This is a genomic window from Leucobacter triazinivorans (assembly GCF_004208635.1).
GTDB lineage: Bacteria > Actinomycetota > Actinomycetes > Actinomycetales > Microbacteriaceae > Leucobacter > Leucobacter triazinivorans.
Genome location: NZ_CP035806.1, coordinates 2,299,343 through 2,315,170, shown reverse-complemented (window position 1 = coordinate 2,315,170; position 15,828 = coordinate 2,299,343). Strand labels below are relative to the sequence as shown.

The 15,828-nt window shown below is 70.7% G+C and carries 13 protein-coding genes; 3 read left to right on the top strand and 10 right to left on the bottom strand.

The features are described 5' to 3' along the window. Positions 1-58: 58 nt before the first annotated feature. Both EVS81_RS10480 and pyrE read right to left on the bottom strand, forming a co-directional pair. On the bottom strand, positions 59-754 hold the full coding sequence (locus EVS81_RS10480; RefSeq protein ID WP_130110342.1) for a winged helix-turn-helix domain-containing protein: 696 nt from the start codon (positions 752-754) through the stop codon (positions 59-61). A gap of 427 nt (positions 755-1,181) precedes the next feature. Then, a complete protein-coding gene (pyrE, locus tag EVS81_RS10475) occupies positions 1,182-1,736 on the bottom strand; it encodes an orotate phosphoribosyltransferase (RefSeq protein WP_130110341.1) in 555 nt (184 codons plus the stop codon). A 100-nt stretch (positions 1,737-1,836) separates the two neighbouring features. On the opposite strand from pyrE, the gene EVS81_RS10470 reads away from it, so the two are divergent. Next, on the top strand, positions 1,837-2,679 hold the full coding sequence (locus tag EVS81_RS10470; protein ID WP_130110340.1) for a Sir2 family NAD-dependent protein deacetylase: 843 nt from the start codon (positions 1,837-1,839) through the stop codon (positions 2,677-2,679). Positions 2,680-2,720: 41 nt separating this feature from the next. Here EVS81_RS10470 and EVS81_RS10465 read toward each other — a convergent pair whose 3' ends face one another. From EVS81_RS10465 to lysA, 4 genes are all read right to left on the bottom strand, one after another. Beyond that, a complete protein-coding gene (locus tag EVS81_RS10465) occupies positions 2,721-3,524 on the bottom strand; it encodes an amino acid ABC transporter ATP-binding protein (RefSeq protein WP_130110339.1) in 804 nt (267 codons plus the stop codon). Continuing rightward, positions 3,521-4,474: an amino acid ABC transporter permease gene (locus EVS81_RS10460; RefSeq protein ID WP_130111402.1), complete on the bottom strand. Its 954-nt coding sequence runs from the start codon at positions 4,472-4,474 to the stop codon at positions 3,521-3,523. The genes EVS81_RS10465 and EVS81_RS10460 overlap by 4 nt, the downstream gene beginning before the upstream one ends. A gap of 29 nt (positions 4,475-4,503) precedes the next feature. Then, positions 4,504-5,439: an ABC transporter substrate-binding protein gene (locus tag EVS81_RS10455; RefSeq protein WP_130110338.1), complete on the bottom strand. Its 936-nt coding sequence runs from the start codon at positions 5,437-5,439 to the stop codon at positions 4,504-4,506. 161 nt (positions 5,440-5,600) lie between these two features. After that, positions 5,601-6,950 (bottom strand): diaminopimelate decarboxylase, encoded by a 1,350-nt coding sequence (lysA, locus tag EVS81_RS10450; protein ID WP_130110337.1) that lies wholly within the window; start codon positions 6,948-6,950, stop codon positions 5,601-5,603. Positions 6,951-7,034: 84 nt separating this feature from the next. On the opposite strand from lysA, the gene EVS81_RS10445 reads away from it, so the two are divergent. Then, a complete protein-coding gene (locus tag EVS81_RS10445; protein WP_130110336.1) occupies positions 7,035-8,624 on the top strand; it encodes a PucR family transcriptional regulator in 1,590 nt (529 codons plus the stop codon). A 109-nt stretch (positions 8,625-8,733) separates the two neighbouring features. On the opposite strand, the gene EVS81_RS10440 is transcribed toward EVS81_RS10445, so the two are convergent. Both EVS81_RS10440 and EVS81_RS10435 read right to left on the bottom strand, forming a co-directional pair. Beyond that, complete coding sequence (locus EVS81_RS10440; RefSeq protein ID WP_130110335.1) at positions 8,734-10,083, bottom strand: APC family permease; 1,350 nt, start codon at positions 10,081-10,083, stop codon at positions 8,734-8,736. A gap of 88 nt (positions 10,084-10,171) precedes the next feature. After that, positions 10,172-11,101: a carbon-nitrogen hydrolase family protein gene (locus EVS81_RS10435; RefSeq protein ID WP_130110334.1), complete on the bottom strand. Its 930-nt coding sequence runs from the start codon at positions 11,099-11,101 to the stop codon at positions 10,172-10,174. An 84-nt stretch (positions 11,102-11,185) separates the two neighbouring features. Here EVS81_RS10435 and EVS81_RS10430 point away from each other — a divergent pair, with 84 nt between their 5' ends. Further along, a complete protein-coding gene (locus EVS81_RS10430; protein WP_130110333.1) occupies positions 11,186-11,932 on the top strand; it encodes a FadR/GntR family transcriptional regulator in 747 nt (248 codons plus the stop codon). Positions 11,933-11,940: 8 nt separating this feature from the next. Here EVS81_RS10430 and EVS81_RS15925 read toward each other — a convergent pair whose 3' ends face one another. Next, complete coding sequence (locus tag EVS81_RS15925; protein WP_205879321.1) at positions 11,941-14,034, bottom strand: Ig-like domain-containing protein; 2,094 nt, start codon at positions 14,032-14,034, stop codon at positions 11,941-11,943. 371 nt (positions 14,035-14,405) lie between these two features. Beyond that, positions 14,406-15,782, bottom strand: a complete 1,377-nt coding sequence (locus EVS81_RS10420; RefSeq protein ID WP_130110332.1) for an FAD-dependent oxidoreductase — start codon at positions 15,780-15,782, stop codon at positions 14,406-14,408. Positions 15,783-15,828: the final 46 nt, after the last annotated feature.

Sequence of the window (15,828 nt, the reverse complement as noted above, 5' to 3'; positions counted from 1 at the left end):
GCCGCACGGCCGCACACGGTCCGGACCCGTGTGCCGGGCGTCGGTGTTCGGCGGTCGCTCAGAACGCGTCGGGGCTCGGGCCGGCGGTGTGCAGGATCGAGACGTCCGCGTGCCGGTCGAAGCGGTATCCGGTGCCGCGCACCGTGCGCACGATGTCCTGGTACTGCGCCAGTTTCACGCGCAGGCGCCGCACGTGCACGTCGATGGTGCGCTCGCTCGGCACCTCCTCGGCGGGCGCATCGGCCCAGAGCCCCGTGATGAGCTCGTCGCGGCTGATGGTGCGCCCCTCGCGCAGCACCAGGTACTGCAGCAGTTCGAACTCGCGGAAGGTGAGTGCGGCGGGCACGTTGTCGAGCAGCACGCGCTTGCGCGAGAGGTCGAGGATCACCCCGCTGGCGGCGCGATCCTCCGCCTCCGCCTCGTGCTGCTTCTGGCGGGCGTGCGCCGCCGGATCTCCCAGCGCGAGGCGCACGACGTCGACGTCGCGGCCTCCGGTGCCCTCGGGCGCGAGCGCGACGGCGGCGTAGGTGTCGGCCGCGGGGGCGAGCTCGGCGACGAGCTGCTTGATCCGGGTGACAATGGTGCCCAGTCGCGGGTCGCCCTCGGCGATCTTGTCGTCTGCGAGCCCCACGTAGAGCGCGAAGCCGCGCACCTCCGTGCCCTCGGGCACGTTGCGCTCGGGGGCGCTCAGGGCCGGCAGTGCTGCGGCGAGGTCGGGGCGGGCGGTGCGGAGGGCCTGGGTGACGGCGTTCATGATGATGTCCTTGAGCTGTCTGTCGCGTCCGAGGCGCCCCTTCCGGGGACTGCGCACTCGGAGTGCGGAATGCGGGCCGCTACGAGGCGGCGAGGCGAGCGGGCTGCGATTCAGCCCAGAGACTCGCGGGAGCGCGGCTCATCTGCGATACGAGCAGGTGAGGCGAGCGAAACGTCGCACGATGCGGCGTTGGGGAACGAGATCCTGGATTCGCTCACGCGCACATTCGACAGCGCATGTCACCGCGTCCGGCCATCATCATGCCGGTCAGCCCAAAGTTCACCTCGACGGCGGACTGGGTGCGAATGGTGTCATGCATACCGCACAGTAAAGCAAAGCTGTGCGACTCGTGTCAAGCGAAGACGGATCGGGGTTCGACTCGCCCGGCCCTTCACCCGCGACTCGCTCCGCGCGATCCCCCGCTGCCCTACTGCGGCTGCAGCCCGAGGTCGTCGAGGCCGATCGCGTAGCGGTACTCGTAGCCGGCCGCCTCGATGCGCTCCTTCGCGGGGGCCTGGCGATCCACGACCACGGCCACCGCGGCGATCTCCGCGCCGACCTTCTCGAGCGCCTCGATCGCCTGCAGCGGGGATCCGCCAGTGGTCGACGTGTCTTCGACCACCACCACGCGCTTGCCCGCGAGATCCGGCCCCTCGACCTGACGGCCGCGGCCGTGATCCTTCGGCTGCTTGCGCACCACGAAGGAGTCGTAGACCTCGCCCCGAGCGACCCCCTGGTGCATGATCGCCGAGGCGATCGGATCGGCGCCCATCGTGAGCCCGCCCACCGCCACGACGCCGTCGATATCGCCGATGAGGTCGAGCATCACCTGCCCGATGAGGGGGGCCGCGCGGTGGTCGAGGCTCAGCTTGCGCAGATCGATGTAGTAGGTGGCCTTCTTGCCGCTCGTCAGGGTGAAGTCGCCGTGGAAGACGGCCTCGCCGGTGATGAGATCGATGAGCTGTTCGCGAGCGCTGGTCATGGTGACGATCCTACTCGCCGCCGGATCGCCGCGGCGGGACGAGGCGCCGACGAAGGCGGCGGGTGCGCCCGTGCCGTAGATTCGACGGAGAGGAGGAAGCATGCCACGACGCCCGGAACCCGACGCCGATGCGATGCGCGAGCTCGCCGCGCTCTTCGCGCACGGGCCCGTCGCCGTGCTGACGGGGGCGGGGATCAGCACGGACTCCGGGATACCCGACTACCGCGGCACGGGCGCGCCCCCGCGCACACCCATGAACATCGCGGAGTTCATGCACGATGTGGCGTACCGACGGCGCTTCTGGGCGGGCGCCCGGATCGGGTTCCTCCGCAGCGCCGGAGTCTCCCCCAACGCCGGGCACCGCGCGCTCGCCCACCTCGAGGCCGCGGGGCGCATCGAGGGGGTGATCACCCAGAACGTCGACGATCTGCACCGTCGCGGGGGCTCGCGCACAGTCGTCGAACTGCACGGCAACGGCGCCACGATCCGCTGCGTCGCCTGCGGCCGACGGCGAACCCGCGCAGAGGTGCTCGCGAACTTCGACCAGCTCAACCCGGGATACGCGGAGGAGCACGCGGACGCGGCCCTCGGCCCGGATGGCGACGCGCGCATCTCGGACCCGTCGAGCGTGCTGGTGCCCGAGTGCCCGGACTGCGGCGGGGTGCTACGGCCGGCCGTCGTCTACTTCGGGGAGACCGTGCCGCCCGAGGTCTTCGCCGCGGGCGAGACGCTCGTGCACGATGCCGGTGCACTGCTGCTGGCGGGCACCTCGCTCGCCGTCAACACCGGCATGCGGCTCGTGCACCGCGCCGAACGGCGCGGGATCCCGATCGCGGTGATCAACCGGGGCCCGACCGCTGTCGACTCCCGCGACTCGGTGCGCGTGCGCATCGAGGGCGGCACGAGCGAGACACTCACCGACCTCGCCGAGATGCTGAGCTGACGGATCCCGCTCGCACAGATGGGCGAGCGGGATCCGGACCCCTACTTCACGCTGTCGAGGAAGTTGCGCGTGCGCTGGCGCTGCGGCGCGTCGAGCACCTCGGACGGGGCGCCGGCCTCGACCACCACGCCGCCGTCCATGAAGACGACCTGATCCGCGACGCCCCGCGCGAAGCCGATCTCGTGGGTGACCACGATCATCGTCATGCCGTCGCGGGCGAGCTCGCGCATCACGTCGAGCACGTCGCCGACGAGCTCGGGATCGAGTGCGGACGTGGGCTCGTCGAACAGCATGAGCTTCGGGTCCATCGCGAGCGCCCGTGCGATCGCGACCCGCTGCTGCTGACCGCCCGAGAGCTGTGCGGGATAGTGTGCGGCGAAGTCGGCGAGCCCGACGCGGTCGAGCAGTTCGAGCGCCCGGGACTTCGCGACGGACCGGCTGCGGCGGGCCACCCCTACGGGAGCCTCCATGATGTTCTCGAGCGCCGTCATGTGCGGGAAGAGGTTGAATCGCTGGAACACCATGCCGATGTCCTGCCGCTGCCGCGCGATCTGCCGCGGGGTCATCTCGTGCGTCTTCGCACCGGCCTGCCGATAGCCGATGAGCTCGCCGTCGACGATGATCCTGCCGCCGTCGATGGTTTCGAGATGGTTGACGCAGCGCAGCAGTGTCGATTTGCCCGACCCCGAGGGCCCGAGCAGCACCGTCACGGAACCGGCCGGCACCTCGAGCGAGATGTCGCGCAGCACCTGGTGCGCACCGAAGCTCTTGCGCACCCTGCGGATCTGCACGAGCGCCTCGCCGCGCTGCGGCTGCGCGGCGTCTGCGATATCGGTCGCGGTCATGCTCCGATCACCTCCACGGCGTTGGTCGGCGGGGCGGGCGGCGGGCCCGGCTTGCGCCTGTCGAGCGCCGCGCGCAGCCGCTGGAGCGGCGTGGGCGGCAAATTGCGCGAGCTGCCCCGGCCGAAGCGGCGCTCGAGGTAGTACTGCGGCACCGAGAGCACGCTGGTCATGAAGAGGTACCACAGGCTCACCACGATGAGCAGCTCGACCTGCTTGAGGTTGGACGAGGAGATCACCTGCGCCTGGGTGTAGAGCTCCATCACCGCGATCACCGAGAGCAGCGAGGTGTTCTTCAGCATCGAGATCAGCTCGTTGCCCATCGGCGGGATGATCACCCGCATCGCCTGCGGCAGCAGCACGCGCCGGAAGGTGTAGAGCGGAGACATACCCAGCGAATACGCCGCTTCACGCTGGCCCTCGTCCACCGACATCATGCCCGCGCGCACGATCTCCGAGGAGTACGCGGCCTGGTTCAGCGTGAGGGCCAGCAGGCCCGCGATGAACGGGGTGACGAGGGTGTTCGTGTCGATCGCCCAGAACACGACCTCGGTGAGCGGGATCCCGAGCCTGATCTGGTCGAAGAGCAGCCCGAGATAGCCCCAGAGCACGATCTGCACGAGCACCGGGGTGCCGCGGAACGCCCACACGTAGAACCAGGCGACGCTCATGAGCACCGGATTCGGCGACAGGCGCATCGCCGCGATGACCACCGCCAGCAGGGTCGAGACGAGCATCGAGATGACGGTGATGAGGATCGTGAGCCAGACGCCCTCGAGGATGCGCGCGTCGAAGAGGAACTCCCCCACCGCGCCGAAGTCGAGGTTGGGGTTGGTGGCGACGGCGACGACGAACCAGACGACGACCGCGAGGACCGCCACGGCACTGATGTAGCGCCACGGCCGTCTGAGCGGGATCGCCTCGACGTCGTCATCGGTGGCGGCGGTGCCCATCAGCGCCGTCGCATCGGCGGTGCGCTCGGTCACGATGCCGACGCCCCCTGGTTCACCATCGCCGAGTCGACCGCGTAGGCGCCGATGCTGTTGCGCTCGAGCACCTCCTGGTAGGTGCCCTCGTCGATGAGCGCCTGGAGCGCCGAGCGGATCGCCTCGACGAGCTCCGTCTGGTCCTTGAGCACTCCGATTCCGCTGTACACCGGCTCGAAGCCGGCGGGATTCTCCGGATCGCGCACGATCTCGAAGGCGTTGCCGTCGTCGGTGGTGGCGACGACGTACTCGGTGACGACGGCGTCGGCGACGTAGGCCTGGCTCTTGCCCGCGCGCAGCGCCGTCTGCGCGTCGAGATCCGACGGCAGCTCCATCACGTTCACGCCGCAGTCCATCGCGCGCAGCAGGTCGCCCTGCACCGTGGCCTTCTGCACCGACACCGTCAGGCCGCAGAGGTCGCGCTGAGTCTCGATCCCCGCCTCATTGCCCTGCTGCACCGCGATGGCGAAGCCGCCGTGGGTGTAGTTGACGAAGCTCAGCGTCTCCTGGCGCTCGGGGGTATCGTTCATACCGCTCATGATGATGTCGTTCTTGCCCGCCTGCAGCGACGGGATCACGGAGTCGAACGCCTGCTTGTTGAGCGACACGTCGATGCCGAGCTTCTGCCCGAGGAGTCGCCCCAGCTCGGGATCGAAGCCGATCTCGCGGTTGGCATCGTCGTACATCGCCATCGGCGGGAACGGGATGTCGACGGCGATATCGATGCGCCCCTTCTCCACGATCTCGGCCGGCAGCAGTTCGGTGAGCGCGGGATCGACGGTCGTGGCGATCTCGTCGCCGACCGGCAGATTCGCTCCGCCGGCCTCCCCTGCGGCGGATGCCGTATCGTCGCCGCCCGCGCTCTGGCAGCCGGTGAGCAGGAGGGCGAGCGCTGCCGCGGAGGCGAGCAGGGTGAGCGGTGTCTTCTTCATGGTGCTCCTTCGTCGTTGGAGGATGGGGGTGGGTGGGGTGGGGTGGGTGGGGTGAGGTGGGGCTGTGCAGTCCGGAGCCCGCACTGCGGGATCCGACGCTCCATCACGCAGGCGATCGCGATTCGGGAGGACGCTCTCTCCTGATTTCGTGCCCCCGAATCTCAAGCGCCGGTCTGTGAGGCGGTGGGCGAGGACTCGATCGCCGGCGCGTGGGTGGCGAGCAGATCGTCGTAGGTCTCGCGCCGCGTCACGAGGCGCGATGCTCCGTCGCGCACGAACACGATCGCGGGCTTGAGCGCGCCGTTGTAGTTGTTCGAGAGGGTGTAGGCGTAGGCGCCGGTCGCGGGCATGACCACGAGGTCGCCGACCCGGGCCTCGGGCAGCGGCGCGCCGTCGATGAAGAGGTCCCCCGATTCGCACTGGCGCCCTACGAGCTGCACGCTCTCCGTCCAGGGCTCGTCGATGCGGTCGGCGAGCAGCGCCTCGTAGCGCTGAGCGGTGAGCGCGATGTCCATCTGGTCGGCGAGGCCGCCGTCGATGGCCACGAACACGTCGCCGGTGCGCTTGACCGACACCACACGGTAGAGGGTGACCCCCGCGCGCGCCACGACGGAGCGCCCCGGCTCGATCATCAGCTTCGCATCGGCGGGAAGGTGCTCACGGGCCGCCGCCACGATCGCGTCGAGATACTCGTCGACCGACGGGGCGGGCTCGTCGTAGGTGTACTGGACGCCCAGCCCGCCGCCCACGTCGTAGACGGGGAAGGTGCCGACGGTCGAGATGTTCTCGACGGCCTGCGCGAACTGGCGGGTGTTGAGGATCTGCGAACCGATGTGCAGGTGCACCCCCTCGAACTCCATGAGCGGGTGGGCCTGCATGCGGGCGATGGCGCGCCCCGCCTGATCCATCGGCAGCCCGAACTTCGACTTGTCGCCGCCCGTCGCCTGCGAGGCGTGCGTCTCGGCCTCGACGCCGGGGATCACGCGCAGCAGGAGCTTCTGCGGCCGCTCGAGCAGCCGCTCGAGGCGATCCAGCTCGTCTTCGTTGTCGACGATGATCGTGCCGATGCCCGCGTCGAGGGCCATGCGCAGCTCGTCGTCGGTCTTCGCGTTGCCGTGGAAGTGCAGGCGCTCGGGCGCTACGCCCGCGGCGAGCGCGAGAACGAGTTCGCCGCCGCCGGCGATGTCGACCGCGAGGCCCTCCTCCTGCGCGATGCGGTACATGCCGACGGCCGGCAGCGACTTCGAGGCGAACAGCACCTCGGAGTTCGGCCACCGCTCGCGCAGGCCGTCGATGAAGCGGCGGATCTGCCGACGCAGCCCGTCCTCGTCCATGATGTGCAGGGGGGTGCCGTACTGCTCGGCGAGCGCGGTGACGCCCACGCCGCCGATGGCCAGCTCGCCGCCGGCGGGACCCTCGATGCGTGAGGCCTGCTCGGGCAGCACGCTCCACAGTTCGCCGAGCCGGGTGCCCGCGGGTGCGGGGTGATCAAGGGGGTGCTGCTGGGCCACGGGAATCCTCCATCTCGTCGGTGCGTGACTACGATATGCGGGTTCGCAGCAGCAGGTTTTGTGCTTTTCGGATATATTTGCGTCATGATTAGGGCGTTTTCTCCAACTCCCGAGGATCTGGGCCTGCCGCTCGACGAGCTGCTCGAGGAACTCGGGCCGCAGACCGCGAGCCTGCTCGGCCCCGCCGACACCCGCGCCGTGCGGGCGACCGAGTTCCACGAGGCCCTCGAGGAGCTCCCCGAGCAACCGGGGACGCTGCTCCTCGCCCCCTCGGCCGCGCAGCTGCACGAGGCCGAGTTCGCGCGGCTCGCCGAGCGCGCGTCGCTGATCGGGTACGCGGGGATCGCGGTGAAGTGCCACGAGCACGACGTCGAGCGCCTCTCGACGCTCGCGGCGACCGCGGGGATCCCCCTGCTGCGCGTGAGCGAGCGCGTGACCTGGCATCTCTTCGACGCCATGTTGGCGCAGCTGCTCGGCGAGCGCCGCCTCAGCGAGGACACGCACCGGGATCGCGGCTCGGAGCCGCTCTTCGCGCTCACCAACGAGCTGGCGGAGTTCTTCGGCGGTTCGGTGGCCATCGAGGATCTCGGGCGCAGGATCATCGCCTACTCGTCGGTGCCGGGTCAGCTGATCGACCGCCTCCGCACGCAGGGGATCCTCACGCGGCGGGTGCCCGATTCCCCCTTCAACGACGACCAGTACCGCACCGTCCTGCGCTCGGAGTCGCCGACCAAGTATCCGCGACTCGAAGACGAGGAGCCGCGGGTGGCGTTCGCGATCCACGCAGGCACCCTGCCCCTCGGCAGCATCTGGGCGATCGACGCGTCGGGCGCCGGTCCGCTCACGCCGGAGCAGGACCAGCGGATGCGGGCGGCCTCGGCCCTCGCGGCCTCGTACATGCTCGACGATCTGCGGGTGCGGCGGGCGACGCAGCAGCCGCGGGAGGACCGTTTGCGCACGCTGCTCGACGGGCACGATGTCGTGGGATCGGAGTTCGCCGAGCTCGGGCTCTCGGAGGAGCGGGGCGCCGCGCTCCTCGCGTTCTCGCCCGAGCGCGGCGGGCCGTCGCTCGTGCCGACCCAGTTGCGCTCCACGGTGCACCGCCACCTCGCGCTGCACCGCCCCGAGACGGTCACCGCGGTGCGCGGCGGGCTGGTCTACGCGCTGATCGAGCAGGAGTCGTCGCGCTCGGCGAGCGACCTGGTCGAGCCGCTGCTCCCGGTGCTCGACCGGCTCGTCGGGCCGGGCGTGCGCGTCGCGCTGCCGGGCGTCGCCCACCGACCGGTCGACGTGGCCGCGCTGCGCGCGCTCTCGGACCGCCTCTTCGACGTCCGGTACGCCGGGCAGGGGCCCCCGAGCGGCGCCGAGCGCCTGCTCACCGTGGCGGCGCTGCGCCCGGCGCTCGTGTTCGAGCGCACGACCGCGCTCTTCGCGGAAGAGCCGGTGCTGCGTGCTCCCGAGCTCGCGCGCATGACCGCGGAGGACCCCGCCGTCGCCGAGACCCTGGCGACCTGGTGCGGCTGCTTCGGCAACGTCTCGCGCACAGCGCGCGAGCTCGGGATCCACGAGAACACCGTGCGCTACCGCCTCAAGCGGGCGGAGGAGCACTACGGGGTCGCGCTGCTCGATCCCGACACCCTGCTGGCAGCCTGGCTGCAGCTGCGGAGCGGGTAGGTCGTCGTGCTGCGCGCAGGCTGACGAGGCCGCGAGATCCCGATTCTTGTCGACCTCGAGATGGACATACGACAAGAATCGGGATCTCAGCGTGGTGCGCGCGCGACCCTTACTCGGCCTCGTCGACGGCCAGCTCGGGCGGCTGGCGACGGAAGCCCCGGGTCGCGATCGCCAGAATCACGACGCCCACGCCCAGCCAGATCGAGCCGAGCGTGATCGCGTGGATGTCGAGCTGCGTCAGCAGGTAGGCGATGACGAGCATGCCGATCACCGGGAAGACGACGTACAGCAGCGCGTTGTGCGCGCGGCCCGCGCGTCGCTCGCGCGCCCAGTAGACGACCACCGAGAGGTTCACCATGATGAACGCGAGGAACGCCCCGAAGTTGATGAACGAGGTCGAGGTGGTCACGTCCATGAAGATCGCGACGAGCCCCACCGCGGCGATCGCGAGGATGCTCAGCACCGGCGTGCGGAAGCGCGGGTTCAGCCGTCCGAAGAACGCCCGCGGCAGCACGCCGTCGCGCCCCATCGCGTAGAGCAGGCGACTGCCCGCCGCCTGGGCCGCGATCCCGGACGTGAACTGCGCGATGACCAGAGCCGCGAGGAACACGGCGCCGAAGAACGCGCCGCCGATGCGGTTCGCGATCTCGAAGGCCGCGGCGTCGGAGTTCTCGAATACGCCGCCCGGGTGCACCAGCTGCACCGCGTAGGAGACCACGACGAAGATGCCGCCGCCGATGAGCGCCACGAGCATGATCGCCTTCGGCACCGTGCGGCGCGGCTCGATCGTCTCCTCGGTGAGCGTGGTCACCGCGTCGAAGCCGAGGAAGGAGTAGGCCGCGATGGCCGCGCCTCCCGCGATCGCGGTGAGTCCCGAGTCGATGCCGGTGAAGGGCGCGGCGCTCACGAGCGCTCCCGCTCCGTCTGTGCGCACCACGTCGGCGAGCGCGAGCAGCACGAAGAATGCGATCACGAGGATCTGGAAGCTCATGAGCACGAGGTTCACCCGGTCGGCGACCTTGATCCCGATCACGTTCAGCACCGTGGTGATCACGATGAAGCCGAGGATCCAGACCGGCATCGGCACCGCGGGGAACTGCGCCTGCAGGTACGAGCCGCCGATCAGCCAGATCACCATCGGCAGGAACAGGTAGTCGAGCATGGTCGCCCAGCCGACGAGGAAGCCCACCCGGCCGTCGATCGTGCGCCGCACGTAGGTGTAGGCCGATCCCGCGACCGGGAACGCCGCGGCCATGCGCCCGTAGCTGTTCGCCGTGAACAGCATCGCGATGAGGGCGAAGAGGTAGGCGCTGGCGCTGGCGCCGCCGGTCTCGGAGGCGATCACGCCGAAGATCCCGAGCACGATGAGCGGGGTGAGGTAGGCCAGCCCGAAGATGACGAGCGAGGGCAGCCGCAGCGTGCGGCTGAGGGTCGGCGGGGCTGCGGTGGTGAGTGACATCGGTACTCCGTTGTTCCAATCGGGGGGGGTGCGGCCGGCGCGGGATCGCGTCGGCACGATAGGGGTCTCGGGGATCGGCGGCGCGGCGTCAGGCGGGCGGCGCAGGGGGGCCTATCGGCGAGCGGGGCGCCCAGCGCGCGGGATCGATCCGCCCGCCGTACATCGGCAGCGGGACGGGCTCGTCATCGGGCGAGAACTGCGCCCAGAGCCGGTTGGTGCCGCCGGTGCCGGTGCGGCGCACCCGGGCGACCCGCTCCGGGTCGTAGTGCACGACGAGGGTGTCCTCGCCCAGCCCGGCCTCGCCGAGCACCCAGCCCTCGGGGTCGACGGCGATGCTGCGGCCACGGCCGGTCGGCGCCGCGCAGTTCACGCTGAGCACGTAGACCTGGTTGACGATCGCGTTGGCACGGGCGAGCACCAGCTCCTGCTCGCGGTCGTGGCTGGTGGTCTTCACCACGTTGACGACGAGGTCTGCGCCGAGCCACGCGAGCTGCCGCGTGTGCTCGGGGAACCAGGCGTCGTAGCAGTTGGACAGGCCGACGGCGCCGAGGTGCGGCGACTCGGCGGCGAGGTGCGGCGACTCGGCGGCGAGCTCGGTCACGACGAACTCGGTGCCCGGCCGATGCGGTTCGAACGGGCGCCACGGGAACATCTTGCGGTAGCGGGCGCGCAGCGCCCCGCGCGGGTCGAAGAGCAGCTCGGTGTTGAAGTACCCCTCGTCGGAGCGCTCGCCGATGCTGCCGGGCACGAGCCAGATGCCGTGGGCCGCCGCGATCTCGCCGAGGGCCGCGACGAAGGGGTCGTCGAGCGGCACGGCGGCCGCTTCGAGCGCGTCCGCGCGCTCCGCCTCGGGGAGGTGCCCGGCGTCGTGCAGGTGCATCTCGGGGTAGACGAGCATGCCGATCTCCGGGTGCTCCTCGAGAGTCACGGCCACGTCCGCGCGGAACGGCTCCAGGCTGTCTCCGATGGGCAGCGGGGCGCGCTGCGCGAGCCCGACCATCACGCCGCGTGCGGTCATCGGCGACCCTCCTCACCTAAAACTGATCATTATGAACATGATCAGTTTGATCAGTATAGGTCGACGAATCGCTAGACTCAAGTCATGGTTGCCGGACGCACGATTCCAGCCGCCGACGTCGAACGCGCCCTCTTCGCGGCACCCGGCGCCGCGGAGGTGACGCGCCTGTCCGCGGTGGAGACCGTGCGCGCGCGGATCCTGCTCTCGATCGAGCACGCACTACTCTCGCCGGGCAGCCGCCTCCCCCGCACCGAGCTCATCGCCGCGGGCCTCGAGGTCAGCGCGATCACCGCGCGACGCGCCCTCGAGAGCCTGGTCGCCGACGGCGTGCTGGTGCGCCGACCGGGGCGGGGCGGCGGCACCTTCGTGGCAGATGCGCCCCCGCGGCTGCACGACGCCTCGGTCTCCGCCTACCGCGCCGACGGTCAGGCGATCCACCGTCTCATCGACCAGCGCAGCCTCATGGAGAGCGCCATCGCGCACGCGGCCGCACTGCGCGCGACCCCGGAGCAGTGCGACGAGCTCGACGCCCTCATCCTCCAGTCGCAGCGGGCCGCGGACTGGATGGAGCACCACGTGCCCGACGCGCGCTTCCACCACCTCGTCGCCGAGATGAGCGGCCTCCCCGAAGTGCCGAGCTACCTCTCCGGCTACGAGGCGCTGATCAAGTACTTCGTGCCCTACCCGCAGGAGCGCCTGGAGGGAGGCCGCGACGAGCACCGCGCGCTCGTCGCGGCCTTCAGAGCGCACGACCCGATCGCGGCCGTAGCGGTGACCCGAGCGCACGTCGACGCACTGCGGCGCGAGATGTTCCTAGCGCTCGAGCCATAGGGTTTGCGTCAGCGCGCGCGACGGCGCAGCGCGAACGCTGCCGCCGCGATGACGAGCAGTGCCGCCGCGAGGCCCAGCGCTCCCTGCGGTTCGGCACCGGTGCGCACGAGCGAGCTCGCGCGCACGGCATCCCCATCCGCGGCCGGACGCTCCGCGAGCGGCGCCACGCCGAGCTCGAACGTGCGCACTGCGCTCTGGCCCACGCGATCCTCCACGCGCACCGCGAGCTCGTAGACGCCGCCCGCTGCCAGCCCCGCAGTGTCGACCGTGACCATGCCGCTGTCGTCCACCGCGACGGGCGCGACGACCGACAGGGCAGACGACCACGACGCGGCGCCGGCGCGGTCCGCCGCACCGCCCGCAAGCATCCGGGGCTGGAGCGTCACCGCATAGGCCCCGGCAGCCGGCAGATTCTCCGGGGCCAGCACCGCGGCGGAGAACTCCAGGCGGTCGCCGGCCTCGACCCGCAGCCGCAAATCGTCGCCGGCGAACACGGGCGGCGCGAGCACGCGGAACACGGCGGCGCCCGTGTCGGTCGCGCCCTCGGCGTCCTCGATCGTGTAGGCGATCTCGATGTCGTGTGACGCCTCGCCGGCGGGCCAGGTGCCATTCGGCGTCACCTCGACCGCGCCCGTGGCGAGGTCGGCGACCACCGTCGCATCGCCCGAGACGCGCGTGACGTCGACGAGCCGCTTCCCGTCGCCGCCCGCCCCGTCGAGCAGGTTCACCGCGAACGGCGAGTGCGCCCGCTCCCCGTCGATATCGGGAGCGTGCGCCCCGACGTAGGCGACGAAGTCGACGTCGACACTGCGGGACTGGCCGACCGTGTCGGTGACCTCGATCCGCACGGTCGCGGCATCGCCGGGCATCGCGTCGACCGGCGCCGTGTACGAGACCATCCCCTGGTCGTCGACCGTCGCGACTCCGGTCGACGGAGCCTGGACGATGCGATATCCGCCCGTCGCCGGGATCACGAGATCGTTGTCCGCCCGCACCGTGGCGGTGGCCGTGCCGCCGATGGGAACGGCCCGCTGCGGGTGATCGACGGAGAGCAGCGGCGGCCGCAGCACGCGCACGTTGATCTGCGCGTTCGCCGGCACCCCGTTGTCGTCGTCGACCGTGTACGGCGCGGCGAAGATGTACGCGGTCTGCGCCGCGCCCCACGCGTACCCGGCAGGCGGGGTGAAGGTCGCGCCCGTCTGGTCGAAGACCACCGAGGCGTTGCTCGCGTTCGCGGTGACGCTCGTCACCCGCGGGTTCGCGCCGCGCGCGTGATCCGGGACGATCTCGACACGCGTGCCGGCCGGATCGCCCTCGAAGGGGACATCGACGCTGAACACGTCAGCCTCGGCGGTGCCCGCGATCCTCACGGAGAGCGGCGTGTAGAGCTCACCGACCTGCCCGAAGGCATCGGTCGCGGTGATCGAGAAGGTCGCGACGGAGCCGGGCACGGCGTTCGCCGGGGCGGTGAAGCTGACGGTGCCGTCGCTCGCGACGGAGGCGGTGCCGAACTGCGGCCCCGGCGCCCGCACCGCGTAGCCGCCGCTCGTCGCGACGCCCGAGGCGTCGAAGCCCTGACCCCGCGCGGCGACTCCCAGCTGCACGGTCTGCCCCTGAGCGACGACCGCCTGATTCGAGCCGCTCGGGAGCACCCACGGTCTGTGCACCACGGTGACGTTCAGGTCCCCCATCCCGACCTCCCCGCCGCGCTCGACGGTGTAGACGAGCTGGGCCTGGGAGCTGTAGGAGGGATAGGAGGCCGCGGCCGTCGAGGAGAACACGATGGTGGCGGGCGGCACGATCGTGGTCGCCACGGCGCCCGGGCCGGTCACCGAGACGATCGAGCTGCCCGGCTCCAACTCCGCCGAGAAGTCCACGCTCTGGCCGCTCGCGGGCACGATGATCGCGAGAGTGGGCGGGACCGGAGGCTCGGCGAAGGCGGGAGCTGCGAACCCGAGCAGCGCTCCCGCTGCGAGGAAGAGCGCGAGGATCGCGGAGACGGGGCGGCGGACCCGGGCGCGGCGGCTCGGGTGCGGGTGGCGGTGCGAGTGCGAGTGCGAGTGCGAGTGCGAGTGCGAGTGCGAGTGGCGGTGATGCGGCATGGACGGTGATCCCCTCGGCAGAGCACCGGCCCGCTTCCCCGCGGGCTTGGACGGTGTCCATGTTGGATCCTAGTACAGGAAACGGGTATTGCGCGCGTGCTTTCGGGAGGGCTCGCCCGCACGCTCCCCCGGGGGCGATGGATCCTGCGACTGCGCTCGCAAGCTCGCTCCGCGCAGGATGACCGGGGAGCGGCACACGCACCACTCGCTCCGCGCAGGATGACCGGGGAGCGGCACACCCACCACTCGCTCCGCGCAGGATGACCGGGGAGGGCCCGGGCAGTCACCTCACCGAGATCCCGATTTTCGTCGCGATCCCGCCATGAATGCGACAAGAATCGGGATCTCAAGCCGATCGCGGGCCGGGCGCGCTACTCCCCGCGCGAGATGCGCGTCATCTCGTCGCGCGGCACCACCTTGATGCGCGTGCGACCGGCCTCCTCGCCCAGCGAGAGCTCATGCTCGTCGAGCCGGCGCCAGCCCTCGATCGTGGTGTAGGGCACCTCGCGCTCGTGCAGCAGTTCGGGGACCGCGTCGGCCTCGGGCGCCTCGGGACGCCACCAACTGTCACGATCCTCCAACAGGCACTCGAGGGTCTCCATCGCGTCCGACTTCGTGTGGCCGATGAGCCCGACCGGGCCCCGCTTGATCCATCCGGTGGCGTAGACCCCGGGGATCCGGGATCCCTCGAGATCGTGCACCCGGCCCTGCACGTTCGGGATCACGCCCTTCGCCTCGTCGAAGGGAATCTCGTCGAGGGGGGAGCCGAAGTACCCGACCGCACGATAGAGCGACTGCATCGGGATGACCTCGAACTCGCCCGTGTCGACGACTCCGCCGTGACCATCGGGCGCCGTGCGCTCGACCTTGAGCCCGGCGACGCGACCGTCCTCGACGACCACCTCGACCGGCTTCGACCAGAAGTGCAGGTGCAGGCGGCGCGACGCCGCCTCGACCCGCCCGGCATCCCGCTCGCCCTGCTCGGCGCGCCACTTGTCCATGATGCGCGTCATCACGACGACCTGCTTGTTCTTGGCGAGCACCTCGTCGGCGTACGCGTCCTCCAGGTCGAAGTCGCGCTCGTCGATCACCATGTCGACGTCGCGCACCTCGCCCAGCTCCCGCAGCTCGAGCGGCGTGAACTTCACGTACTTCGGGCCGCGTCGGCCGAAGAGGTGCAGATCCTCGATGGGGTTGTCCTTGAGTCCCTCGTAGACGTTCTGCGGAATCTCGGTGGGCAGCAGGTCGTCAGCGTGCTTGATGAGCATGCGCGAGATGTCGAGCGCCACGTTGCCGTTGCCCACGACGCCCACCTCGCGGGCCTCGAGCGGCCAGGTGCGCGGCACGTCGGGGTGACCGTCGAACCAGCTCACGAAGTCGGCCGCGCCGTACGAGCCCTCGGCGTCGATGCCGGGGATCTGCAGCGAGGCGTCGCGGATCGCACCGGTCGCGAAGATCACCGCGTGGTAGTGGCGCTTGAGGTCGTCGAGCGTGAGATCCTGACCGTATCGCACGTTGCCGAAGTAGCGGATCGCACCGCTGTCGAGCACGTCGCGCAGCGCCGTGATGATGCCCTTGATGCGCGGGTGATCGGGCGAGACCCCGTAGCGCACCAGCCCGTAGGGCGCCGGCAGCTGCTCGAAGAGGTCGATCTCCACCTCGAAGTCCCGCTCGGCTTTCAGCAGCAGATCGGCCGCGTAGATCCCCGCGGGACCCGCTCCGACGATCGCCAGTCGCATCGTGCTCATCGCTCTGCTCTCTCCTCTGTGACGTCATTCTGCGCGCGGGCGCAGA

Bases quoted from the DNA above. Each gene is read 5' to 3' on its own strand.
- EVS81_RS10435 (WP_130110334.1), bottom strand. From the start codon at position 11,101: ATGACCGCACGCGGCGTGATGGTCGGGCTCGCGCAGCGCGCCCCGCTG.
- EVS81_RS10420 (WP_130110332.1), bottom strand. From the start codon at position 15,782: ATGAGCACGATGCGACTGGCGATCGTCGGAGCGGGTCCCGCGGGGATC.
- EVS81_RS10480 (WP_130110342.1), bottom strand. From the start codon at position 754: ATGAACGCCGTCACCCAGGCCCTCCGCACCGCCCGCCCCGACCTCGCC.
- EVS81_RS10470 (WP_130110340.1), top strand. From the start codon at position 1,837: ATGCCACGACGCCCGGAACCCGACGCCGATGCGATGCGCGAGCTCGCC.
- EVS81_RS10445 (WP_130110336.1), top strand. From the start codon at position 7,035: ATGATTAGGGCGTTTTCTCCAACTCCCGAGGATCTGGGCCTGCCGCTC.
- EVS81_RS10430 (WP_130110333.1), top strand. From the start codon at position 11,186: ATGGTTGCCGGACGCACGATTCCAGCCGCCGACGTCGAACGCGCCCTC.
- EVS81_RS15925 (WP_205879321.1), bottom strand. From the start codon at position 14,034: ATGCCGCATCACCGCCACTCGCACTCGCACTCGCACTCGCACTCGCAC.
- EVS81_RS10460 (WP_130111402.1), bottom strand. From the start codon at position 4,474: ATGGGCACCGCCGCCACCGATGACGACGTCGAGGCGATCCCGCTCAGA.
- EVS81_RS10440 (WP_130110335.1), bottom strand. From the start codon at position 10,083: ATGTCACTCACCACCGCAGCCCCGCCGACCCTCAGCCGCACGCTGCGG.
- pyrE (WP_130110341.1), bottom strand. From the start codon at position 1,736: ATGACCAGCGCTCGCGAACAGCTCATCGATCTCATCACCGGCGAGGCC.
- EVS81_RS10465 (WP_130110339.1), bottom strand. From the start codon at position 3,524: ATGACCGCGACCGATATCGCAGACGCCGCGCAGCCGCAGCGCGGCGAG.
- EVS81_RS10455 (WP_130110338.1), bottom strand. From the start codon at position 5,439: ATGAAGAAGACACCGCTCACCCTGCTCGCCTCCGCGGCAGCGCTCGCC.